Origin of the sequence: Microbacterium sp., from assembly GCF_030149085.1 — a bacterium.
Lineage (GTDB): Bacteria > Actinomycetota > Actinomycetes > Actinomycetales > Microbacteriaceae > Microbacterium.
On sequence record NZ_JASBSF010000047.1, the window covers coordinates 1 to 22,650 of the forward strand.

At 67.2% G+C, this 22,650-nt stretch carries 21 protein-coding genes, 1 tRNA gene and 1 pseudogene; 12 read left to right on the forward strand and 11 right to left on the reverse strand.

The features are described 5' to 3' along the window. Both Q1V87_RS01885 and Q1V87_RS01890 read left to right on the forward strand, forming a co-directional pair. Window positions 1–3,200: error-prone DNA polymerase (locus Q1V87_RS01885; RefSeq protein WP_300590615.1), on the forward strand; the 3,200-nt coding region annotated here is incomplete at its 5' end. 18 nt (window positions 3,201–3,218) lie between these two features. Continuing rightward, window positions 3,219–4,220, forward strand: coding sequence for an NAD(P)-dependent alcohol dehydrogenase (locus Q1V87_RS01890; protein ID WP_300590616.1), 1,002 nt, complete (start codon window positions 3,219–3,221; stop codon window positions 4,218–4,220). A 35-nt stretch (window positions 4,221–4,255) separates the two neighbouring features. Here Q1V87_RS01890 and Q1V87_RS01895 read toward each other — a convergent pair whose 3' ends face one another. Together Q1V87_RS01895 and Q1V87_RS01900 are read right to left on the reverse strand one after the other, a co-directional pair. After that, window positions 4,256–4,393 (reverse strand): hypothetical protein, encoded by a 138-nt coding sequence (locus tag Q1V87_RS01895; protein WP_292709076.1) that lies wholly within the window; start codon window positions 4,391–4,393, stop codon window positions 4,256–4,258. A 212-nt stretch (window positions 4,394–4,605) separates the two neighbouring features. Beyond that, entirely contained in the window at window positions 4,606–4,887 is a 282-nt protein-coding gene (locus Q1V87_RS01900) for a Fe-S cluster assembly protein HesB (RefSeq protein WP_195692006.1), read from the reverse strand. A 154-nt stretch (window positions 4,888–5,041) separates the two neighbouring features. On the opposite strand from Q1V87_RS01900, the gene Q1V87_RS01905 reads away from it, so the two are divergent. Both Q1V87_RS01905 and Q1V87_RS01910 read left to right on the forward strand, forming a co-directional pair. Then, window positions 5,042–5,113 (forward strand) — tRNA-Arg (locus tag Q1V87_RS01905). Between the two features lie 37 nt (window positions 5,114–5,150). Beyond that, window positions 5,151–5,510 (forward strand): nuclear transport factor 2 family protein, encoded by a 360-nt coding sequence (locus Q1V87_RS01910; RefSeq protein WP_292709072.1) that lies wholly within the window; start codon window positions 5,151–5,153, stop codon window positions 5,508–5,510. Here Q1V87_RS01910 and Q1V87_RS01915 read toward each other — a convergent pair. From Q1V87_RS01915 to Q1V87_RS01925, 3 genes are read right to left on the reverse strand one after another with little or no spacing between them, the layout of a single operon-like run. Next, the gene (locus Q1V87_RS01915; RefSeq protein ID WP_300590617.1) at window positions 5,500–6,318 is read right to left on the reverse strand and encodes a hypothetical protein; all 819 of its coding nucleotides are present in this window, start codon (window positions 6,316–6,318) and stop codon (window positions 5,500–5,502) included. The genes Q1V87_RS01910 and Q1V87_RS01915 overlap by 11 nt on opposite strands. Before the next feature lie 4 nt (window positions 6,319–6,322). Then, window positions 6,323–6,553 (reverse strand): helix-turn-helix transcriptional regulator, encoded by a 231-nt coding sequence (locus Q1V87_RS01920; RefSeq protein ID WP_300590618.1) that lies wholly within the window; start codon window positions 6,551–6,553, stop codon window positions 6,323–6,325. Then, window positions 6,553–7,011, reverse strand: coding sequence for a DUF2975 domain-containing protein (locus Q1V87_RS01925; protein WP_300590619.1), 459 nt, complete (start codon window positions 7,009–7,011; stop codon window positions 6,553–6,555). The genes Q1V87_RS01920 and Q1V87_RS01925 overlap by 1 nt, the downstream gene beginning before the upstream one ends. 123 nt (window positions 7,012–7,134) lie before the next feature. Here Q1V87_RS01925 and Q1V87_RS01930 point away from each other — a divergent pair, with 123 nt between their 5' ends. Continuing rightward, the gene (locus Q1V87_RS01930; RefSeq protein WP_300590620.1) at window positions 7,135–8,259 is read left to right on the forward strand and encodes a hypothetical protein; all 1,125 of its coding nucleotides are present in this window, start codon (window positions 7,135–7,137) and stop codon (window positions 8,257–8,259) included. Here the strand turns inward: Q1V87_RS01930 and Q1V87_RS01935 are convergent. Then, the gene (locus Q1V87_RS01935; protein WP_300590622.1) at window positions 8,246–9,091 is read right to left on the reverse strand and encodes an LLM class F420-dependent oxidoreductase; all 846 of its coding nucleotides are present in this window, start codon (window positions 9,089–9,091) and stop codon (window positions 8,246–8,248) included. The genes Q1V87_RS01930 and Q1V87_RS01935 overlap by 14 nt on opposite strands. 72 nt (window positions 9,092–9,163) lie before the next feature. On the opposite strand from Q1V87_RS01935, the gene Q1V87_RS16250 reads away from it, so the two are divergent. Next, window positions 9,164–10,090 carry a DUF1990 family protein gene (locus Q1V87_RS16250; protein ID WP_366945392.1) on the forward strand — a complete coding sequence of 309 codons (927 nt, stop codon included), beginning with the start codon at window positions 9,164–9,166 and terminating at the stop codon, window positions 10,088–10,090. A 13-nt stretch (window positions 10,091–10,103) separates the two neighbouring features. On the opposite strand, the gene Q1V87_RS01950 is transcribed toward Q1V87_RS16250, so the two are convergent. Next, on the reverse strand, window positions 10,104–12,212 hold the full coding sequence (locus Q1V87_RS01950; RefSeq protein WP_300590623.1) for a heavy metal translocating P-type ATPase: 2,109 nt from the start codon (window positions 12,210–12,212) through the stop codon (window positions 10,104–10,106). A 79-nt stretch (window positions 12,213–12,291) separates the two neighbouring features. Beyond that, window positions 12,292–13,377, reverse strand: a complete 1,086-nt coding sequence (gene ald / locus Q1V87_RS01955; RefSeq protein WP_292709059.1) for an alanine dehydrogenase — start codon at window positions 13,375–13,377, stop codon at window positions 12,292–12,294. Between the two features lie 176 nt (window positions 13,378–13,553). Between ald and Q1V87_RS01960 the strand changes: the two genes are divergently transcribed. From Q1V87_RS01960 to Q1V87_RS01985, 6 genes and pseudogenes are all read left to right on the forward strand, one after another. Next, window positions 13,554–14,024 (forward strand): Lrp/AsnC family transcriptional regulator, encoded by a 471-nt coding sequence (locus tag Q1V87_RS01960; RefSeq protein WP_228176884.1) that lies wholly within the window; start codon window positions 13,554–13,556, stop codon window positions 14,022–14,024. Between the two features lie 122 nt (window positions 14,025–14,146). Further along, window positions 14,147–14,998 carry a transporter substrate-binding domain-containing protein gene (locus Q1V87_RS01965; RefSeq protein WP_300590624.1) on the forward strand — a complete coding sequence of 284 codons (852 nt, stop codon included), beginning with the start codon at window positions 14,147–14,149 and terminating at the stop codon, window positions 14,996–14,998. Beyond that, a complete protein-coding gene (locus tag Q1V87_RS01970) occupies window positions 14,995–15,867 on the forward strand; it encodes an amino acid ABC transporter permease (RefSeq protein ID WP_300590625.1) in 873 nt (290 codons plus the stop codon). The genes Q1V87_RS01965 and Q1V87_RS01970 overlap by 4 nt, the downstream gene beginning before the upstream one ends. After that, window positions 15,864–16,598 (forward strand): amino acid ABC transporter ATP-binding protein, encoded by a 735-nt coding sequence (locus Q1V87_RS01975; RefSeq protein WP_300590626.1) that lies wholly within the window; start codon window positions 15,864–15,866, stop codon window positions 16,596–16,598. Before Q1V87_RS01970 ends, Q1V87_RS01975 begins: the two co-directional genes overlap by 4 nt. 221 nt (window positions 16,599–16,819) lie before the next feature. Continuing rightward, complete coding sequence (locus Q1V87_RS01980) at window positions 16,820–18,004, forward strand: GAF domain-containing sensor histidine kinase (RefSeq protein WP_300590627.1); 1,185 nt, start codon at window positions 16,820–16,822, stop codon at window positions 18,002–18,004. Between the two features lie 70 nt (window positions 18,005–18,074). Further along, a pseudogene (locus tag Q1V87_RS01985) lies at window positions 18,075–20,414 on the forward strand (acyltransferase family protein); the annotation flags it as partial. 78 nt (window positions 20,415–20,492) lie between these two features. Here Q1V87_RS01985 and Q1V87_RS01990 read toward each other — a convergent pair. From Q1V87_RS01990 to Q1V87_RS02000, 3 genes are all read right to left on the reverse strand, one after another. Continuing rightward, on the reverse strand, window positions 20,493–20,834 hold the full coding sequence (locus Q1V87_RS01990; RefSeq protein WP_300590630.1) for an Lsr2 family protein: 342 nt from the start codon (window positions 20,832–20,834) through the stop codon (window positions 20,493–20,495). Between the two features lie 89 nt (window positions 20,835–20,923). Next, window positions 20,924–21,229 (reverse strand): LuxR C-terminal-related transcriptional regulator, encoded by a 306-nt coding sequence (locus Q1V87_RS01995; protein ID WP_366945393.1) that lies wholly within the window; start codon window positions 21,227–21,229, stop codon window positions 20,924–20,926. Then, window positions 21,226–22,536, reverse strand: coding sequence for an ISL3 family transposase (locus Q1V87_RS02000; protein ID WP_300590628.1), 1,311 nt, complete (start codon window positions 22,534–22,536; stop codon window positions 21,226–21,228). Before Q1V87_RS02000 ends, Q1V87_RS01995 begins: the two co-directional genes overlap by 4 nt. Between the last annotated feature and the right edge of the window lie 114 nt (window positions 22,537–22,650).

Here is a 22,650-nt window from a genome sequence, read left to right on the forward strand (position 1 = left end):
CCCATCTGCTCGTGCTCGCCCGGGGAGAAGAGGGTTATCACCGGCTCGCGTCGGCCCTCACGCGCGCGCAGCTGCAGGGGTCCGAGAAGGGGCGTCCGCACTACGACCTCGAGCAGCTTGCGGCCTTCGCCCGCGGTGAGGAACGCCTCGACGGGCTCACCGGAACCCGCAACCGTTCGGAGTGGGCGGTGCTCACCGGATGCCGCAAGGGAGCGGTGCGCCGCGCGCTCGCCGATGGCGGACCGGATGCCGCAGCCGCCGCCCTCGACGAGCTCGTCGCCCTGTTCGGTCTGGACGCCGTGCATGTCGAGCTCATTGACCACGGCAATCCGTCAGACACGCGTGAGAACGACATCCTCGCCGCGCTCGCCGCCGATAGGGGCCTGCCGCTGCTCGCGACCAACAACGTGCACTATGCCGCCCCGACGCGCGCGCAACTTGCTGCGGCGGTGGCAGCGGTACGCGCGAACCGGGGGCTCGACGAGCTCGACGGCTGGCTTCCCTCCCATGCCGGCGCGCACCTGCGCTCGGGGGCGGAGATGGCCGAGAGGTTCGCCCGGTATCCCGGCGCGGTCGCCAACACCGTGACCCTTGCCGACGAACTGGCCTTTCCGCTGCGCCGGGCCAAACCCGCGCTCCCGAAACTCCCCGTCCCCGAGGGGCACACCCCGATGACGTGGCTGCGACATCTCGTGTGGGAGGCGGTGCCCCGCAAGTATCCGGATCTCTCGCCCGCGAACCGTGACCGCATCGAGAGGGAACTCGGCGTCATCGAGATGAAGGACTTCCCCGGGTACTTCCTTATCGTGCACGGCATCGTGCAGGAGGCGCGGCGGCGAGGCATCCTGTGTCAGGGGCGCGGGTCGGCGGCCAACAGCGCCATCTGCTATCTGCTTGATATCACCGCGGTCGACGCGATCGCCTACGACCTGCCATTCGAGCGGTTCCTCTCGAGCTTGCGTGACGAAGAGCCCGACATTGACGTCGATTTCGACTCCGACCGGCGCGAAGAGATCATCCAGTGGGTCTATGCCACGTACGGGCGGGATCGCGCCGCGCAGGTGGCGAACGTCATCCAGTACCGCCCCAAGAATGCGGTGCGCGACATGGCCAAGGCGCTCGGGTATTCGCCGGGGCAACAGGATGCCTGGTCCAAGCAGGTCGAAAGGGGGGCCCACGCGCCCGGAGGCTCGCTGCAGCGCGTAAGCGATGCGGCGAGTGGGCGTGGGGAGGGGAGTTCTCTGGAGAGCGGACCCGAGCACGACATCCCCGCCCAGGTCATCGCGTACGCGGGCGAGCTGATGAAGGCGCCACGGCATCTCGGCATCCATTCGGGTGGGATGGTGCTCACTGAGCGGCCTGTCGGCGAGGTCGTGCCGATCGAGCATGCGCGCATGGAGAACCGCACCGTGATCCAGTGGGACAAGGATGACGCCGCGTGGATGGGCCTCGTGAAGTTCGACCTGCTGGGGCTCGGGATGCTCGCGGCCCTGCAGTACTGCTTCGACATGATCCGCGAGGCGACGGGGGAGGAGTGGGAGTTGTCGACCCTACCCAAGGAAGAAGCGGCCGTGTACGACATGCTGTGCCGGGCTGATTCGATCGGGGTCTTTCAGGTCGAGTCGCGCGCGCAGATGGGGCTGCTGCCGCGCCTGCAGCCGCGACGGTTCTACGACCTCGTGATCGAGATCGCCCTCATCCGTCCCGGTCCGATCCAGGGCGGTGCGGTGCATCCGTTCGTGCGGCGCAAGCTCGGGCAGGAGCCGGTGACCTACGCTCACCCGAAGCTCAAGCCGGTACTCGAACGCACGCTCGGGGTGCCGGTGTTTCAGGAGCAGCTCATGCAGATGGCCGTCGCGATCGGCGAGTGCACCCCCGAAGATGCCGACCTGCTGCGCCGGGCGATGGGATCCAAGCGCGGGCTCGAGCGTATCGAGTCGCTGCGCGAGAAACTCTACGAGGGGATGGCGCGCAACGGCCTTGTCGGTGAGGAAGCCGATGCGATCTACGCCAAGATCCAGGCCTTCGCGAACTTCGGCTTCGCCGAATCGCACTCCCTCTCTTTCGGGTTGCTCGTGTACGCGAGCTCGTGGATCAAGCTGCACTACCCGGCAGCGTTTCTTGCCGGGTTGCTGCGCGCGCAGCCGATGGGGTTCTACTCCCCGGCGACCCTCGTCTCGGATGCCCGTCGCCACGGCGTGGAGGTGCGCCGCCCCGATCTACACGCCTCGGGAGTGTGGGCCGGGGTCGAGCCGTTGATGCCAGATCCGGCATCCGTCCCTCCGCTCATCCGGGAGGGGCAGGACGCTCGGGAGGATGCTGCGGGGAATATTGAACCTCCCGAACGGTCACAACCTCCCGAAACGCCATGCCCTCTCGTACGGATGCCGACGCCCACGGGCATGGATGCCTGCACACATCGCATCCAGCCGCCGGTGGGTCCGTTCGATCGTGATGCGCCGGATGAGTCGGCAGCCCACCGCCGCGATGGGAACTTCGCGGTGCGGTTGGGGCTCGCGGGCGTCAAGGGCGTTGGGCAGCCGACCGCCGTGCGCATCGTCGCCGAGCGGGATGCGCACGGGCCGTTCCGCGATCTGCGTGATCTCGTGCGCCGAACGGGGGTGACCGAGGTGCAGCTCGAGGCACTGTCGACCGCTGGCGCGTTCGAGTCACTGGGCATCTCGCGCCGCGAGGGGGTGTGGCTCGCAGGGGCCGCAGCTCAGGATCGCGCCGAGTACCTGCCCGACTCGCTGGTGTCGGTGCAGCCGCCCCTCTTCACCGATCCAACGAGTTACGACATTCTCGCCGCCGACTTGTGGGCGACCGGCATCTCGACCGACGACCACCCGCTCACCCACTATCGCGCGCCTCTCGACGCACGCGGAGTGCTCACTTCCCGGGAGATCCGCAGCCACGAAACCGGGCGCCGCATCGAGGTCGCGGGACTCGTCACCCACCGGCAGCGGCCGGCGACGGCATCCGGAATCACCTTCCTGAACCTCGAGGACGAGCACGGTGTCGTCAACGTCATCTGCTCGGTCGGGGTCTGGAACCGCTATCGGCGGGTTGCGCGGGACGCTCCGGCGCTCATCGTGCGGGGGATGCTGGAACGCTCGCCCGAGGGGGTGACGAACGTGCTCGCCGACCGCTTCGAGGACCTGCGTGTCGGGGTGCAGCACCGCTCGCGAGACTTCCACTGATCTCCCTAAGCTGGCGTCGTGAGCGATCCCGAACACGTCGAGGCGCTGCCTGCCACCATGCGTGCCGTCGTGTATGACGCGTACGGACCGCCCTCGAACCTCCGGGTCGAGCAGGTCCCCGTGCCGCGGCCCGCCGCGGGTGAGGTGCTTGTGCAGCTCGTGGTGACCTCCGTCAACCTGAGCGACTGGGAGACGCTGCACGGCGACCCCTTCTACGCGCGCATCGGCGGGCTCACCAGGCCCGTGCGACGCATCCTCGGTTCGGACATTGCAGGCATGGTCGTCGCCATCGGTCGGGGCGTCTCCCGGTTCGCGGTCGGCGACGAGGTCTACGGTGACATCCTCGAACGCAAGGGAGGCTTTGCCGAGTATGCCGTCGCTCCGGAGTCAGCCCTCGCTCGAAAACCGGCACAGCTGAGCTTCGCCCAGGCCGCCGCGATCCCGCAGCCCGGGGAGATCGCCGTCGAGGCGATGACCAAGGCCCGCCCGGGTTCCCGCCTGCTCGTCAATGGAGCAGGTGGCGGGTCGGGGGCGTTCCTGCTTCAGCTCGCGAAAGCCGCCGGGATGCATGTCACCGGGGTGGACAACGCCGGGAAGCTCGACTTCATGAGGCTCATGGGCGCCGACGAGACCATCGACTACCGCGAGCAGGACTTCACCCGCACCGGGCCCTACGACCTCGTTGTCGACCTCGTCGCGTACCGATCGGTGTTCGCCTACCGACGGGCGCTGGCCCCGGGCGGGCGATGCTTTGTCGTCGGTGGCACGACCCGTGTGTTGATACGGATGCTGACCGTCGGCGCGCTTGTCGGTCTTGTCAGTGGGACTCGGCTGGGCGCACTTGCCGTGCCGACTGGACCTGCGCGGTTCGAGCCGCTCGCAGCCCGGTGCGCCGCCGGCGAGATCCAGGTGCCGATCGACGCCGAGTACAACCTCGTCCACACGCGGGAAGCGCTCGAGCATCATGGCAACGGTCGCGCGCTTGGCAAGGTGGTGGTCCGGATCCGCGACGACCCGTGATGCTTCGGTCGTGCGCGAAGTTGGTCTCTGTGCGATCACAGGGTCGGGCGTCGCGAGTCGTAGGAGCCGACCTCGGGGCGCCGTCCGTGGCCGTCGCGAATGACCGAGCGCGCGAGAGCGATCACGCTCGTGATGATCGCCGCGATGAACAGAACAAGGATGATGACGGACACGGTGGCTCCCTTCCGCCTCCATGTCACCCCGTCACGGATGCCGCACCCCACGGCCACCCTGCCGCGCGTGGCCCGGTCGTGCACGCGACCCGCGAAAACACAGGGTCTCGTGATGGCGCCGCGAGCCAGCATCCGCCGATTGGACCGCTTGCCACCCGCCAAAACGGCCCCCGACGACCTAAGTCATCGGGGGCCGCTATATCGCTGGGGGATCAGCCCTGTGCGGCGAGCGCGAAGCGGACGGTGCCGTCCTGCTCGAGCTGCGCGTCCAGGACGCGGTCATTGAGCGCAAGCGACGCTGCGGTGTCGAGGAACACGCGAGCGCCCTCGGTCACAACGACGGTGTCGTCAGGCTCGGGTGCGGGTGCCACGCTGAGCTCGAAGCCGGTCTCGGCGCCAGCATCCCGGATGCGCAGACCGCCGTCAGCTGCCTGCGGCACGCGGGCGACGATCGTCTTGACGGCCTCAGCGGCGGTGTCGGTCATGGTGAGCATGGGTGCTCTCCTTCCGTTGCGGTCTCTGGGCCAGCCACGATTCCGAGAGTTGGCAACGCTCGCAACCTCACAAGCGCCATACCCAGGGGATTCCCACGTTGGGACGTTGATCGGCTCGGTCGGGTCAGCGACGCCGCCTAGACTGGAGCAGCCAGCCTCTGTAGCTCAATGGAAGAGCAGTTCCGTCCTAAGGAAACGGTTGGGAGTTCGAGTCTCTCCAGGGGCACTTTCCGTAACGATCGCCGTGTGCGAAGGTGGCAGCCATGGATACGGATGCCGTCGGGCGCTGGGTCAAGGAGTATGAGAGAGCCTGGCGTGAGTGCGATGCGCCAGCGGTGCGCGATCTTTTCACCGAGGATGCGCATTACCTCACGTCACCATACGAAAAACCGCTCGTCGGGCACGAAGCGATCGAGGATTTCTGGAACGATCCGCAACCGTTCGAGATGGAGATCCAGTCGGTGACGGTTGATGGCTCTCACGCTGTCGTGCGCGTGCGGGTCACGTATCGCGACCCTGAGCAGGAGTACCTCGACCTCTGGGAGCTCGACTTCACGCCCGACGGGCGAGTCGAGCATTTCGTCGAGTGGGCCTACTGGCCCGGCAAGAGCTTCACCGCGTAGCTTCGACGGCGCACGCGGTCTCGAGCCTGAGGTGAAGCATCCCGTCGACCGACGTGCTGTCACGGATGCTCATCCGCTCGATGGGTAGCTCAGTGCTGTAGCGAATGTCCTGCTGCATCGCACGGTCGGGCAGATAGCCAGCGCGGTCCCAGGCTGCCAGGATGCGGGTCGCCGAGGCGGCATTGTCACCCGTGCGGAACGCCAGGTCAACGGTCAGTCGAGATCCGACCTCGCCGCAGGGAACTGCCGAGACAGGCGTTTGGTGGACTGTAACGGGGACGTCCTCCGGTGTCCGAAGGGGCGGCGTGCTCGCCTCGATCGTGGCGTGAAGCATCCGCGTGATCTCGTCTCGCGCCTGCGTGACAGTCAGGGGATCCGGTGCTGGCGTCGTGCCTCCCGGCGGCAGGATCGCGGCAGTGTTGCCGATCGCGGATGCGGCCATCTCGGTGAGCCTGTGGACATTGTCGTCTCCCCACGCGACGAGCACGAGCGAGCCCGAGAGGAGCACACCGCACACCAGGCCGGCTGCCAACCAGTCAACGGATCGTCTCCACGCGGCGATGGCGATGATGGCGCACACCACGATCAGGGTGACGCTGAGGATCGCTGACGCTGAGCTCCTGGCTGACGCGGCTTCGGCGATCTCTTCCAGCCAACCGGCCGCTGTCACCGGTTTGTCGTAGCCGACGTCGCCTCTCAGCATCACGAACAGAACGGTGGCTCCGCACAGCACAATTGTGCCGACGACGAGAGTAAGGATCGCGAGCGCTTTGATCGCCCGCGTAGCGACGCCCGAGGTGGTGCTCACCCGCTCACTCGCCGCCGCTGACGCCGGCCTCGTCGGGTTCCCACCGCAGGATGTCGCCGGGTTGGCACTCCAGCACGCGGCAAATGGCATCGAGTGTGGAAAAGCGCACGGCCTTGGCTCGACCGTTCTTGAGGACCGACACGTTGACGGGGGTGATGTCGATGGCGGAGGCGAGCTCCGAAACGCTCATCTTCTTCTTCGCGAGTTGGACGTCGAGATCGATCACGATGGCCATCAGACGACCTCAGACAGGTCCTGGCGCAGTTGCGTGGCCTGGCGAAGTAGGCCGCGCATCACGACAACCACGAGGGCAAGACCCGCGGCACAGATGAGTGAGATCAGTCCAGCGAGCGCCGTGAAAGGCCCACCAGCGCTCGCTGTATCGAGCACAACGAGGCCGGCGACGATCAGCAAGCCGGCGACGACAATACTGCCGATGATGATGTCGACCCACCGAAACGCGGCGTTGTCGAAGATACGGTCCTCCGCAGCGAGCGACAGAAGCGCCCACACGCAGACCAGCACGACCTGACCGCACAGCAGGAGCGCGTCAACCAAGAGGATGCCGGGAAGCTCGAGGGCTGCAAACTCGGGCGCGGCTTGTGCGAAGCTCCTGGCGTTGGCGGGAACGTAAGCCACCTGCACGAACACGATCGCGGCGAACAACACCACGATCAGGGCTTTGGTCGCCACAATCACCACGTTCCGCATCCGCGTTGTCCTATCGTTTATCGGTTGCAATCTATCGAAAAACGATAGTAGCTTAGCTGCTCGACCGAGGTCCACGGAACTCGGTGTGGGAGAAGGCGGGATGCTATGGCTACGAATGCCGAGAGGCTGCGGTCGGCGTACTCGCGCGCAACAGGGCCAGCACTCATCGTCGGCACTGTCGTGGGTGCGGTGCTCGGCCTGCTGGTCGTTCAGATCGTGGGGTCAGCCGCACCGTGGGGTGTTGCACTGACCTTCGGCGTCGCTGGCGTCGTGACGGCCGCGATCGCCGCCGGCCTCAGCTTGGCGGTCTTGGCTGGGATGAACACCTACGTGTCACCGTCGCCCCACGTTCGCGTCGCCGCCGCGACGCTGACCGCATCCGTCGCCACGGCGATGGTGTCGCTGGCGCTGCTGTGGATGCTGTTTCTTCGGGGGGTGCTGTGGATCGCCGCGCTCGCGGGGGTCGTCGCGGCGATCGTCGCACTCGGTCTAGCGCTTGTCGCCGAATGGCGGGCTCCGACCTTGCCTCAGCCGGCGCGGCGCGATCACATTCCCAGCGGTATCGCGCTGTGGCCGCTGGGAGCAGCCATGCTCCTTCCCATCGGCGGCGCGAGCTCGATATTCCTGCTCCGAGCCCAGCTGCATGTGCAGTGCGGCATCTACGTCGAGTCTGGCGTTTCTCAGGTCGAGGCGAACGGGTCGTGGGTCTGCGCGGACGGCATCAGCTACCTGATATCCGGGCTCGTGCTGAACTGTGGCCCTTTCGTCTTCGCCGTCGTCGGCGCCGTGCTCGCGCACCTGGTCGTTCGAGACGTTCTTGCTCGGCTCATCCTCGCTCTTCTCGCCGTGGCGAGCGTCGCCTGGGTCCTCGGATGGACCTGGTATGCCTCGCGTGCGCTTGTGTCATCGACCCCGCCCGACATCGACTCGCTCCACTACTGGTATCTCGCCGTGGGTCCCGCCGCAGCCGTGGCGGCAGCGGGACTGGTCTTCGGGCTAGTCGCTCTGCTCGCCCGCGCCTCGGGTACAAGGTGGATGCTGGGTCTCGCGATCGGCGGAATGCTCATCGCCAGCCTGTTAAGCCTCGGGGTCTCCGCCGGCACGTTCGTCGCCGCGGGCCTGCTGGGCGCGGCCTACGGTCGCGGGTTGAGACGCGAGCACCCCTGTGAGCCGCGCCGGAATGCAGCTGGAGCCAGCGACGATGCTGCCAGCCCGCTCAGGAGCGCGTGACCGCACCCCGGTTCGGTGCCACAGCGCGATACACCTCGAGCGCTGAGTCGCTCGGTACACCCTGGACGCAGACGTGGTCGGCACCGGCATCCAGATGAGCGCGGAGCCCATCGAGAAGGGTCGCGGCGTCTCCATGGACCACGATGCGATCTACCAGGTCGTCGGATCCCGATCCCTGAACGTCATCATCGCTGAACCCGCCGCGCTTCATGGTGTTGGTGTAGTTGTTCAGGCCGAGATACGGCGTGAGGAACGCGCGTGCGGCCTTGCGTGCGGACACCGGGTCGGTATCGAGTACGACGGTTTGCTCCGGCGCGACAAGGACCCCGTCCCCCAGTGTCTCGCGGGCTTCGGCGGTCTGCGCGGGCAGGGTGAGGTAGGGATGCGTCCCCGCACTGCGGGTGCGGGCGAGTTCGAGCATCCGAGGCCCGAGCGCGGAGAGTAGCCGGTCGTCCTGAGGCACGCCCTCGGCATCCAGCAGGTCGAGATAGCTGCTCATCGCCTCCAGCGGCCTGGCACGTTCGTGCTGGCGCTCACGGTGACCTGAGCCGATACCGAGCAGGAGCCGGCCGGGATGCCGCGCGACGATGCGATGATACGACTCGGCGAGTTCGGTGGCATCCGACATCCAGATGTTCACGATGCCGGTGGCCAGCACGATCGACTCGGTGGTGTCGAGCAGCCGCTCCGCTTCCACGAGATCGGCAGCGGGAGATCCGCCGAGCCAGATCGTGCCGTACCCGAGCCGCTCGATCTCCACCGCCATCGTTTCTTCGATGTCGGTGCTGCGTCGCCAGACCCCGAATTCACCTAGCCGATCCGTCCACGTCATTCCCCCATCCTCGCAGGCGTGTGGATGTCCAGCCCGGGGCTGCGCGGCACGTCCCTCAGGCATGATCGAACCGTGACCAGTCGATTCGTCGTGCGCACCCGCGCTGCGGTGGCCGCCGACGAGCTTTTCGATGTCTCGCTCGACATCGACGCTCACGTCGCCTCGATGGAGCAATCCGGCGAGCGGGCGATCTCGGGCGTCGTCTCGGGCCGCATCGACCTCGGTCAGGAGGTCACGTGGCGAGCCCGCCACTTCGGCATCTGGTTCACGATGACCTCGCGGATCACGGCGCTCGACCGACCAACGCGGTTCGTCGATGAGCAGGTGCGTGGGCCGTTCCGGTGGTTTCGTCACGAGCATCGCTTCGATGACGTCACCGGCGTGACGACCATGACCGACACGATCGATCTCGCTTCGCCGATTTTCGGCATCCTCGCCGAACGTGCTGTGCTTGTGCCCTACCTGCGGCGACTCATCCGTGTGCGCAACGCACATCTGCTCGACCGGCTCGGCCTGGGCCCGACGACCGATCCCGGTGCTGCCGCCTGGGAGCCGGGCGAGTCTTCGCCGTACCGCGCTTTCGAGAGCGCAACCCACCTCGGTCGAGGCGAGGCGGTGTGGGAGTTCGCGAGCCGCGAGGTGCTCCGCTGGGGCGTGAAGACGCGGAGCGGATTCCGAATCTTTGATGCGCACGAGGTGATCCCCGGGGAGCGGCTGCAGATCACCGCAGCGATCGGTCCCCTGTCGATCCGAGAGCCGGTCGAAGTCCGCAGCGTCATCCGTGAACCCGATCGGGTCGGCTTCTCATATATGGCTCTGCCGGGTCATCCCGTTCGCGGCGAGGAGGCGTTCATCGTCCACCGCGAGGGTGGGGATGTCTTCCTCAGCATCCGGTCACTCACAGCGCCCGCGAGCCGCGGCGTCTGGCGTTTCGCGTACCCCGTGCTGCGGGTGGCGCAGATGATTGTCCGGAGGCGGTATCAGAGCGCGCTGCGCTGAGCCCCACCCGCGCCTACCGGCGCAGCGCAGCTCGAACCGCGGAAGCGGGGTCCAGATCGATGCGTCGCAGCAGCTGGGCATTGAGAGCGACGACGACGGTGGACAGCGACATCAGGATCGCACCGACCGACATCGGCAGCACGAAGCCGATCGGGGCCAGGATGCCGGCGGCCAGCGGCACCGAGATGAGGTTGTACCCGCCCGCCCACCACAGGTTCTGCGTCATCTTCCGATACGTCCGGCGCGACAGCTCGATCACCGAGAGTACTGAGCGTGGGTCGGATGTCGCGAGGATCACTCCGGCAGAGGCGATCGCGACATCCGTGCCCGCACCGATCGCGATGCCGACGTCGGCCTGTGCGAGGGCCGGAGCGTCGTTGACGCCGTCGCCGACCATCGCGACCCGCTTGCCCTCCCGCTGAAGTTCACGTACCTTCGCAGCCTTGTCTTCGGGGCGCACGCCGGCGAACACCCGGTCGATGCCGAGGTCGTCGGCAACGGATGCGGCGACGCTCTCGGCATCCCCGGTGATCATGACGACCGTGATGCCCAGCCTGTGCAGCGCATCGACGGCCTCGCGGGACTCCGGCCGCACCCGATCGGACAGTGCCAGCCCGCCGATCACCTGCCCGTCGCGCGCGACGTGCAGGATGATGGCTCCCTTGTCGTGCCAGGATGCGGCGGCTTCGACCTCATCGGCGCCCAGCTGCTCCAGCATCCGGGGCCCGCCGACGCGGATCTCGTGTCCGTCGACCGTTGCAGTGACGCCGACGGCGGGGGAGGACGAGAAGTCGGTCGCCTGGGGGACACGGATTCCCCGCTCGGCCGCCGCGCGCACGATGGCCGCTGCCAGCGGGTGCTCGCTCACGTTTTCGGCGGCGGCAGCGAGGGCGAGCACGTCGTCGTCGTGCCACGCGCCCGCGGCCTCAATCGCCGTCACAGCAGGGGCGCCTTCGGTGAGCGTGCCGGTCTTGTCGAACATCACGGTGTCGACGGTACGCATGCTCTCCAGCGCCAGCCGATCCTTCACCAGGATGCCGGCCCGCGCGGCCCGCTCGGTGGCGATCGAGACGACGAGTGGGATCGCGAGGCCCAGCGCGTGTGGGCAGGCGATCACGAGCACGGTGATCGACCTGATCACCGCTGAGTCGGCGTCGCCGATGAGTGTCCAGACCACGGCGGTGATGACCGCAGAGCCGAGCGCGAACCAGAACAGCAGGGCCGCGGCGCGATCGGCGAGCCGCTGCGCGCGGGATGTCGAGTTTTGCGCATCCGCAACAAGGCGCTGGATGCCAGCCAATGCCGTGTCGTCGCCTGTCGCGGTGACCTCGATGCGAAGACCGGAGTCGACGGCCACGGTACCGGCGGTGACGGTGTCGCCGACGCCGCGAGGGACAGGACGGGACTCTCCGGTGACCATCGACTCGTCCATGTCGGCATGGCCATCGATGACCACTCCATCTGCCGGAACGTTCGAGCCGGGTCGCACCACGACGACATCACCCACGCGCAGATCGGCGGGGGAGACGGTGACGATCTGGTCTCCCTCCACGCGTTCTGCTTCGTCGGGGAGGAGCGCGGCGAGTGAGTCGAGTGCTGACGTGGTCTGCGCAAGTGAGCGCATCTCGATCCAGTGGCCGAGCAGCATGATCACGATGAGGAGCGCCAGCTCCCACCAGAACTCGAGGGCATGGTCCAGGATGCCGAGAGTCGCCCCCCAGGAGGCGAAGAAGGCGACCGTGATGGCGAGTCCGATCAGGAGCATCATCCCCGGCGTGCGCGAGCGCAGTTCCGAGATCGCTCCGCTGAGGAACGGCCAGCCGCCCCAGGCGTACATGACGGTACCCAGGACGGGCGCGACGACCAGCGCCCAGTCCGGCACTGCGTAGCCGAGGATCATCGCGAACATGGGTGATGAGGCGACGACCGGAATCGCTATGACGAGGTTGATCCAGAAGAGTCGACGAAACTGCGCGACGTGATCCCCGTGGCCAGTGTGTCCGCTGTGAGCATCGTGCGATCCATGGCTCGCGCGGTTCTCGTGGCTCTCGTGCTGCGCGTGCTCATCGTGCTCGACGCGCCCTGTCGCTGCCGTGTGGTGGTGCTCGTGCGAACCGCTCATGGCCGTCACTCCTTGGGTCGTCGGCGTACTCTCGACCACAACGAGGATACCCCCGGAGGGTATTCCGGCCCAGGAGGGATCACATACCGAAGGCGGCGCGCACTCCCTCGTTTACCACGACGCCACCCCGCACGTTGAGTCCACGCGCGAGTGCCGGGTCAGCCTCGGATGCCGCATCCCAGCCGTGGTCAGCGATCGTCGCGATGTAGGGGAGGGTCGCGTTGCCGAGCGCGCGTGTGGAGGTGTGGGGTGCAGCCCCCGGCATGTTCGCCACGCAGTAGTACAGCGACTGGTGCACGGCAAAAGTGGGGTTGTCGTGGGTCGTCGGGTGTGAGCCTTCGAAGCATCCGCCCTGATCGATCGCGATGTCAACGAGTACGGAGCCGGGCTTCATGGCGGCGACCATCTCGTCGGTGACGAGCTTGGGGGCTGCGGCTCCGGGAATCAGCACCGAGCCGATGACGAGGTCGGCATCGGCCAGCTGTTCGGCGATCTCGTACCGGGTCGAGGCGCGGGTCTCGACGGCGCCGCCGAAGCGCGCTTCGAGGGCGCGGAGCTTGGGCAGCGAGATGTCGATGACAGTGACGTTCGCACCGAGGCCCAGCGCATTCGCGGTCGCGTGCTCTCCAGCGACACCGCCGCCGATCACAACGACCTTTGCCTTGGGGGTGCCGGGCACGCCGCCGAGCAGCATCCCCCGTCCACCCGACGGGCTCATCAGGGCCTGCGCGCCCACGGTGATCGAGAGCCGGCCGGCGACCTCGCTCATGGGGGCGAGAAGAGGGAGTGCCTTGTCGATCGTCTGCACGGTCTCGTAGGCGACGGCTGTTGTGCCGGCGTTCATCAGGGCGTCAGTCAGCGGCCGGTCGGCTGCGAGGTGCAGGTAGGTGAAGAGGGTGAGATCGTCGCGCAGCAGCCCGTATTCGGGGGCGATCGGCTCCTTGACCTTGACGACCATCTCGGCGCCGCCCCAGGTCTCTTCGGCGGTGTCGGCGATCTGTGCGCCCGCGGCGCGATACGCGTCATCCGTGAACGCGCTACCGAGGCCCGCGCCGCGCTGCACCGTCACGGTGTGGCCTCGGCGAACGAGGGCGTCCACTGCTGCCGGCGTCATGGCGACGCGGTTCTCGTTGTTCTTGATCTCGGTGGGTACGCCGATCCGCATGGGTTTCTCCGTTCTTCCTTGAGCGCGGCCATACAGCTCGCCGTCGAAACCGAGAATCGCACGATCTTCTGCTCTTTATGTTTCAGAACGAAGAAATCGAGCCTTGAACTGCGCATACGGCGCGTTGTCGTGAAGAAGAGTTGGCGCTGGTGCTCGAATGGCGAAGAATATTCGGTATGGAGAAGGACCTCGACCCCGTCGACGAACGCATTGTCGAGCTGCTGTCAGCCGATGGCCGCATGACGAACGCGGCGCTCGCTGATGCGATCGGCCTCGCACCGTCAACCGCGCACACCCGCGTTCGCGCTCTCGTAGACCGCGGCGTGATCACGGGCTTTCACGCAGCCCTCGACCAGGGCGCCCTCGGGCGAGGGCTCCAGGCTGTCATCGGAGTGACCCTGCGTCCCGGTGCGCGCCAGGAGAGCATCCGTGCTTTCACGCAAGAGGTGCGACGCATCCCCGAGGTGATCCAGGTCTTCTTTCTCGGCGGTGCTGACGACTTCCTCGTCCACATCGCGGTCGAGGATTCGTCGGCGGTGCGCCGCTTCGTCGTCGATCACCTCTCGGCTCGCCACAGCGTGGCATCCACCCGCACGAGCCTGATCTTCGAATACCACCGCAACGCCGTCGCGGCCGACTTCGACTAGGTCGGCGTCGATTCGGCGTCGTAAGAAAGCGCCGCGTAATTGGTCCCGCGGCCCCGGGACGACGGATGATGGAACAACGGCGCATCACAGCATCAGTGCGCCGACCCACACCTGGAGGCCCCGTGTCCCGTCCCTTTGGCGCATCCCGCGCCCGCATCCTCGCCGTCGCAGCAGCAGTCGCAGTCTCGGCGCTCGCCCTGGCCGGCTGTTCGAGTTCGAGCGAGCAGGCAGACTCAGCCGACGCGGGCTACGTCACGCCCGGCAAGCTCACGATCGCGACCGGACAGACGGCGTACGAGCCGTACGTCATCAATGATGACCCGGCATCTGGCGAAGGGTTCGAGGCGGCCCTCGCGTACGCGATCGCCGACAAGCTCGGGTTCGCTGCCGACGACGTCGAATGGGTGCGCACGAGCTTCGAGGCAGCGATCGCCCCCGGTCCGAAGGATTTCGACTTCAACATCCAGCAGTACACGATCACCGACGAGCGCAAGCAGGCAGTCGATTTCTCGTCCCCGTACTACTCGGCGGCCCAGGCTGTCGTGGCGATCGAGGGCGGACCGGCAGAGGGTGTCACCGACATCGATGGGCTGAAGTCCCTCGTCTTCGGCGCGATGTCGGGCTCGACCAGCGCGCAGACGATCGATGCGGTAGTTCAGCCCGACACGGCGACCCAGCTCTACTCGTCCAACGAGGATGCCGTCGCAGCCCTCAAGGCCGGGCAGATCGACGCGTTCGTGATCGACCTGCCGACGGCGTTCCTTGCCACGTCGCAGTACATCGAGAACTCCTTCATCGTCGGCCAGCTGCCCCTGGGCGGAATCGCCGATGAGTGGGGCGTTGTGCTGGCGAAGGACTCACCGCTGACGGCATCCGTCTCGGCGGCGATCGATGAGCTGCGCGCCGATGGCACGCTGCAGCAGATCACCGACCAGTGGCTGGATGCCGAGCAGGGCGTTCCGATCCTGCAGTGACCGCTCCCGCCCCTGCTGCCGCGGACGGCCCGCCGCCGCTCAGCGCCCTCGAGCTCGACCGCCGCGCCTATCGGCGCCGGCGGTCGCAGCGCTCTGTGCTGCTTGCGGTCGCCTCGACGGTGGTGTTCGCCGCCATCGTCTGGTTGACGGTCATCCGGACGCCCGGATGGGCTGCCGTGCAGGAATCGTTCTTCGACCCGCGGATCGCAATCGAGTCGCTCCCGAAGGTGTGGGACGGGTTCCTGCTGAACCTTCAGGTGCTGGGGCTGTCGGTGATCACGGTGAGTGTGGTCGCGCTGACGGTCGCGGTGCTGCGTACTCTGCGCGGACCGGTGTTCTTTCCGCTGCGGGTGCTCGCGGCCGGCTACACCGACTTGTTTCGCGGGTTCCCGTTCATCATCGTGCTTTACCTCGTCGGGTTCGGCATCCCGACGGTCGTGGGTGAGCGGATCGAGCCCGTGATCCTCGCGGTGCTGGCAGTCACCCTCACCTACTCGGCGTACGTCGCTGAAGTCATCCGTGCCGGCATCGAGGCTGTGCATCCGTCGCAGCGCCTCGCCGCGCGCGCCCTTGGGCTCGGGCACGTGCAGACGCTCCGGCATGTCGTGCTGCCGCAGGCTCTGCGCAAGATGACACCGCCCCTGATGAACGACTTCATCTCGATGCAGAAGGATGTCGGATTGATCTCGATCCTCGGGGCTGTGGATGCCATCGCCGCCGCCCGCTCGGAGGTCTCACTCACGTACAACTTCACGCCGTACGTCGTGGCGGGCATCCTGTTCGTCCTGCTCGCCATCCCGACGATCCGCGTGGCGGATTGGTACACCGCGAAACTGCAGCGCCGCGAGCAGGCGGGATCCGTCCTATGAGCACCGTGCTGCGGGCCGAGGGCCTGTGGAAGAGCTTCGGTGACCAGCCCGTCCTGCGCGGGGTGTCGCTGGAGCTTTCACGTCACGAGGTCGTCGCAGTGATCGGTGCGAGTGGGTCGGGCAAGTCGACGCTCCTGCGGTGTCTCAACCTGCTCGAGGGCATTGACGATGGGCGCATCCTGCTGGGCGATCAAGACATCTCTGATCCGCGCGCCGACGCCGATCGGGTGCGCTCGCGGCTTGGCACCGTCTTCCAGAGCTACAACCTGTTTCCGCACCTGAGTGTGCTCGATAACGTCACCCTCGCGTCGCGGGTCGTGCGACGGATGCCACGACGCGATGCCGAAGAACGAGGCAGGATGCTGCTCGACCGGGTCGGGCTCGGAGCGTTCGCGCACGAGCATCCCGACCGTCTCTCGGGCGGACAGCAGCAGCGGGCGGCGCTGGCCCGGGCCATCGCGACCGACCCCGAGGTGCTGCTGCTCGATGAGATCACCTCGGCGCTCGACCCAGAGCTCGTCGGCGAGGTTCTCGGGCTCGTGCGTCAACTCGCCGAGGAGGGCGCGACCATTCTGATGGCTACCCACGAGATGGCCTTCGCCCGCGATGTCGCGCATCGCGTGTTGTTCCTCGACGAGGGGCGTGTGCTCGAGGAGGGTACGCCGGCGCAGGTGTTCGAGGCGCCGCGTGAGGCCCGCACGAAAGAGTTTCTGGCTCGCTTCCGCGCGTAGGGGCGGCCCGCCGGGATGTCAGTGGCCGGCGCCGAGCTCTCGGGGCGGAGTCGCTGACCGTCCCTAACTCCGCAGAATCGCCGCTTGTTCGCATCCGTTGTGCCGGATGCTGCGAAGTCCGCGCAATTCTGAGGAGTTAGCGGCGCCGACAGCGGCGACCCCGGCCGTCGGGCGCTTCAGGCGACGTATCCTGAACCGGACCGGGGCGAGAGGAGCGACGGATGACAATCGTCGATGAGGCTGCCCGGATTGAGGCAATCAGCGGTTACGACGTCATCGCTTGCCCGCCCGCGTCGGAGCTTCAGGGGCTCGTACGTCTCGCGGCGATGTTGTGCGGAGTCTCGAAGGCCGTGATCAACATCATCGATGATCGCTTTCAGCATCAGGTCGCCGCCTTCGGCCTCGAACCGGCAGTCTGCGCCCGCGAGGACTCGATGTGCGCCGCCGTTCTCGCGGATCGAGCCCCCATCGTGGTTACTGATGCCCGGCGGGATCCTCGATTCCGAGCGCACCCGTTCGTCGTGGGCGAGATCGCGAGCGTGCGCTTCTACGCGTCGAGCCCGCTCGTGACACCTGACGGTGCGATCATCGGGACGCTCTGTGTCTTCGACGAGACCGTCCGCGACCTCGATCCCGAGGCCCAGCGCGCCCTCGAGATCCTCGCCGGGCAGGTCATCGAGGTCCTTGAACTCCGGCGCGCGACGCGAGAGCTCACTGCGTCCAACGAGATGCTCACCCAGTTCGCGGGGCAGATCAGCCACGATCTTCGCAATCCGCTGACCGCGTTGGTCGGATACCTGGAGCTGGCATCCGACAGCCCCGACATCGATTTGGCGCCGCAGGCCGCCCGATCTCTCGCGCACGCCGAGTCGGCGGCTGACCGGATGGCCGCCATGATCGCTGATTTGCTGGAGTACGCACGGCGCGGATCTGCTGCACCTCATCCTCAAGCGGTGAAGCTTGATGAGCTGACCGCAGACGTCATCGCTGATCTTCGTGTGCCGATCGCCGCGTCGTCGGCGACGATCGCCGTGGATGCCGACATCGAGGTCTGGGCTGATCGCACGCTGCTGGGAGTCGTGATGCAGAATGTGGTCGCGAACGCGGTGAAGTTCGCGGCAGCGGCCGGCTTTCAGCCGCACGTCGAGGTAACGGGAACACGAACGTCATCCGGTTCACTCATTGCCGTCGACGACAACGGGCCGGGAGTGCCTCGCGAGTTGCGCAGGCGTGTGTTCGATCTGATGGACCGCGGCAACGCGGAGGGGGTCGACGGCCTGGGACTCGGTCTTGCCACCTGCCGCGGCATCCTGCAGGCTCACGGCGGCCGCATCGCCATCGAGGACTCACCACTCGGCGGCGCTCGGGTGCGGATCACCTTGCCGAACCCACCAGACCTGCCCTGAAGTGGCGCCGCAACCTGGGTTGCGCGCAGAGGACTGGAACCGCTCCCATACAATTGTCGGCGGCCTCGCCATGACTCCCGATACTCCTTCCCGCACTGCGCCGCGCCGCGACATCCAGGGCCTGCGCGCGCTTGCCGTCCTGGCGGTGCTCGGCGCGCACGCAGTCGGGTGGCCCGCCGGGGGGTTCGTCGGGGTCGACATCTTCTTCGTGATCTCGGGCTTTCTCATCACCGGGATGCTGCTCTCCGAGATTCGCCGTTACGGCAGCGTCTCCGTGGGCGGCTTCTACGCGCGCCGTGCACGTCGCATCCTTCCCGCGGCGCTCGTGACCCTGGGTGCGGTCGTCGGCGCTGCGTTTGCGCTGTTCAACACCGTGCGGGCCGATCAGACCCTGTGGGATGCCATCAGCGCAGCGCTGTTCGTATCGAACTGGCGCTTCGCCGCCCAGGGCACCGACTATTTCCACGCCGCTGATGCCGTCTCACCCCTACAGAACTTCTGGTCGCTGTCGGTGGAAGAGCAGTTCTACCTCGCATGGCCGGGGCTGCTTGTCATCCTCGTGCTGCTCGTGCCCGTTGCGGCACGGCGAGGCGCTGCGGCACGAGTGGTTGTGGGAATCGCTGCGGGAGCGATTGTCGCGGCATCCTTCACGTGGGCCCTCACGCAGACCGAGGCGCAGCCGACCCTCGCATACTTCTCGACCCTGACGCGGGCGTGGGAGCTCGCGGCTGGAGCGCTGCTTGCAGCGGCGGTTCCGGCGCTTGCCCGCATCCCGCGCGCTCTCGGAATCGTGCTGGGATGGGTGGGGCTCGCCGGTGCTGTCGCGTCAGTCCTGATCATCGAACCCACCGCTGCCGGCTTCCCCGCGCCATGGGCAGCACTGCCGGTTGTCGCAACTTGCCTCGTGCTCGCCGGTGGCGTGGCCGGAGATCCTCGGCAGCGACACCTGGTTCCGCTCACCAACCCTGTGAGCGTGTTCGTGGGCGACATGTCTTACTCGCTGTACCTGTGGCACTTCCCTGTCATCGTCTTCGCCGCTGCGCTGCTCCCCGAATCCGATCAGAGAATCTGGATCGTGCTCGGGGGGATTGCCGTGCTGAGCCTTGCTTCGTACTTCATCGTCGAGCAGCCGTTGCGGTACGCGCCGTGGCTGGGGGCTCGGATGCCTGCCTCGTCGGATCGGGCGGCATCCGTGCCGGCGGCGGCGCAGCCGGCGGTGGCGCCGGCGAACACGACGCTGGCGCGTGGCGTTGCCTCGACCAGGCCTGCGGGATGGACACCGGGAACCCGGTACTTTCCCGACAGCCCTCGGCCGATGCCGCCGTCGGCGCTTTCCGCTCCTCCGGCCTTACCCGCTGTCCCGGGCGTCCGGACGGCAGTCCAGCCGCCCGTGCGAGGTTCTGCCGGGTCCGCCGGCGCCGGGTCGGTGAGCGCAGGCGACACCGCACCCGGTCGACTGTGGCGTGAACGATTCGGGACGCAGATCTTCCTGGCAACGGCGGGTCTGCTCGCGGTCGCGCTGGGAACAGCAACGTGGGTTCACGCCACGTCCGGGGCCGGCCCGCTCATTCAGCCGCCGGCATTTGCTGCACCCGCGTCCCCGACGCCTGCAGCTGACCCGACAGCGCAGCTGCAGGCCGAGCTTGCGGCAGCAGTTACGGCGACGGCGTGGCCAGTCCTGCATCCATCTCTCGATGAGGTCATGGCGCAGTCCTCCGGGGCCAACCCGGCGCACGACTGCTTCTCGCCGACCGTGACGCCTGATCCAGCGGCCTGCACGTGGGGGAGCGCCGATGCCGCTACCCACATCTACCTCGTCGGCGACTCCACGGCGATGGCCTACGCTCCGGCGTTCCGGTCACTGGCCGAGAACAGCGGCGGGCTGATCGCGGCGACCACGGTGGGGCTGTACGGATGCCGCTTCACCGATGTCCTCGTGCAGAACGATGGCGATGGCATCATGGCGGCCTGCCCCGAGCGCAAGGACGTCGTTCGGCAGCTGATCGCGGCTGATCAGCCCTCCCTCGTCATCGTCTCGAACGCCTTCACCCTCGGACGCTCGACAGACGGAACGGATCTGTCGGCGCAGGACCTCGCCGCGGCTGCCCAGTCCGAGGCTGCCACCTACGGGATGTCGGGGCGTGTCGTTTACCTGGCACCACCGCCGCAGGGAGTGAACCTCGGAGCTTGTTACTCGCCGGTGTCGTCGCCATCGGCGTGTGCTTCCGCGGTTGATGACACCTGGATTGCGATGTGGGACGCGACGGTTGCTGCAGCGGCGGCATCCGGTGATCACGCCATCGACGCGCTGCCTTTCAGCTGCTGGGAGCAGGTCTGCCCCGCTTTTGCTGGGACGCTTCCGACCAAGTACGACCAAACACACCTGACGGTCCCGTACGCCGAGCACATCGCCCCGTACCTGGCGTGGGCGCTTCAGAGCCGCTTATCCCCGCCGGGTAAGCGGCAGCGCCATTCTCGGTGGGCTGGCTCAGTTGGCGGCGTTGTAGGCCTCGAGAACGGATGCCGGAACTCGTCCGCGCTCCGAGACCGCGTACCCGTTGTCTTTCGCCCACGCGCGCACCGCTGCGTAGTCCTGCTGACCCGAACGCCGACGCTTGCGCCCTGCCGATGCGCTCTGCGACGCCGAGATTCTGCGGCCCGCCGACACATAGGGCGCGAGCGAATCCCGCAATTTCGCGGCATTCGCGTCGGTGAGGTCGATCTCGTATGCGACGCCGTCGAGCGAGAACGTCAGCGTTTCTCCCTCACCGATTTCCAGAACGGTGCCATCGAGGTCATCGACGAGTTGGTGAACGATTTTGCGTGCCATATGCCGAGTCTATTGCGGATGCTCGCGTCATTCGCTGCGAAAAGTCCAGCGCGTGGCGAATGTCATTCGGTCTGGACTGGTCGACGCGTTCAGGGGAGAATTCCCGCGCGGCGGGCCTTTGTCACCGCGGCGTGGCGGGTTGAGACATCCAATTTCGACATCGCCGACTGCAGATAGGACTTGACCGTTCCTTCGCGCAGTCCCAGGGAAGCCGCGACTTCCGCATTCGTCGCACCCACGGCAACGCTGGCCAGGACATCGACTTCTCGAGGAGAAAGGCGTACATCCACGGTTGTGGGCGATCCGTCACCGCTCAGGGCAGCAAGTCGCAGCTCAATGGCCTCGAGTCGACGTTTCACCGATTCGTCGGAAATCGTGGCGGCAATGCGGCTCATCGCGGATGAGGGTGTAGTGCGGGTCTGAATCCGCCGGCTTCGAGTAGCGATCTCGCGATGTAGTGGGTGAGGTTGCGGAACCCGAGCGCGGAACCGCGGAGGTGCTCCAGGCGCCCGTTGATCGCCTCGGTCGGCCCGTTCGATGTGCCGGGGCGGTCGAAGAACGCGAGGATGTCGGCGGCGCGCTGCTTGAGCGTCCGGCCGAGGCGTTGGACTTCCTTGAGCATCGCGGGGACGCCGCTGCTGACCGAGTCGATCACCGCCCGCATCATCTCCTTCGCCTTGTTCTTGTCGGGTTCGCGGTAGGCGGCGACGATCCGCTGGTAGATGCCCCACGTCGCTTCGACCTCGACGTGCTCCTCGGCCGCGAACACGGCTTCGAGTCGGGCGGTCTGGTTCTCGGTGAGGAAGCTCGCGCCGGTGTGGAGGGTGCGGCGGACCCCGTAGAGCGGGTCGCCGGAGTGACCGCGGTGCCCGAGCGTGTCCTGCTGGACCCGTTGCCGGGTCCGGTCGAGCGCGTCGCCAGCGAGCCGGACGACGTGGAACGGGTCCATGACGGGAACGGCGTCGGGGAGTTCTTCGGCGGCCGCGGTCTTGAACCCGCTGAACCCGTCCATCGCGACGACCTCGATCCGCTTCGACCAGTCCGCGGGCCGGGCGGCGAGCCACTGCTTGAACACGGCCTTGGAGCGGCCCTCGACCATGTCCAACAGCCTGGCCGGACCGGTCTTGTTCCTCGCGGGGGTGAGGTCGATGATCACGGTGACGTATTTGTCGCCGAACCTCGTGTGCCGCCAGACGTGCTCGTCGACGCCGATCGTGGTCACACCGTCGAACCGGGCCGGGTCCTCGATCAGCCGCCGCTTGCCCTCGGCGAGGATCGCGGTGTTCGCGGTGTGCCACGATACCCCCAGGCCTGCTGCGGCGCGGGAGACGGTGAGGTGGTCGACGACGATCGCGGTCAGTGCCCACCCGATCCCGCCGCGGGAGATCTTCGCCCGCGGCGCCGCCGCCTTCGACACGTCCTGCCGCCAGGTCCGGCAGCAGTGGTCGCACCGGTACCGGCGCACTCGCACCAGCAGCGTCGTCGGCCGGTGTCCGAACGGCTCATGCGCCAGCGGCCTCGTCACCGAGTCACGCGGCACGCCCTCGGCACCGCACTTCCGGCACCACGGGTCGTCGTCGACGACGCGGCACTCCAGCACCGCCCGGTCGGGCTCGATCATCTGGCCGACGGCTTCGAGGCCGAGCTCGTCGAGGCGGCAGAACGTAGTGAGATCAGGGGTCGCGAACATAGGGTGGTGCACGTCGAGGTCTTCCGGCGGATGGGCAGTGTGAGAACTTCCATCCTGGAAGACCTCGACGCCAATCCGCGAACCAGCCAGCGGTCCCGGGCTACACCCTCAACTGCGAAGAGCCGG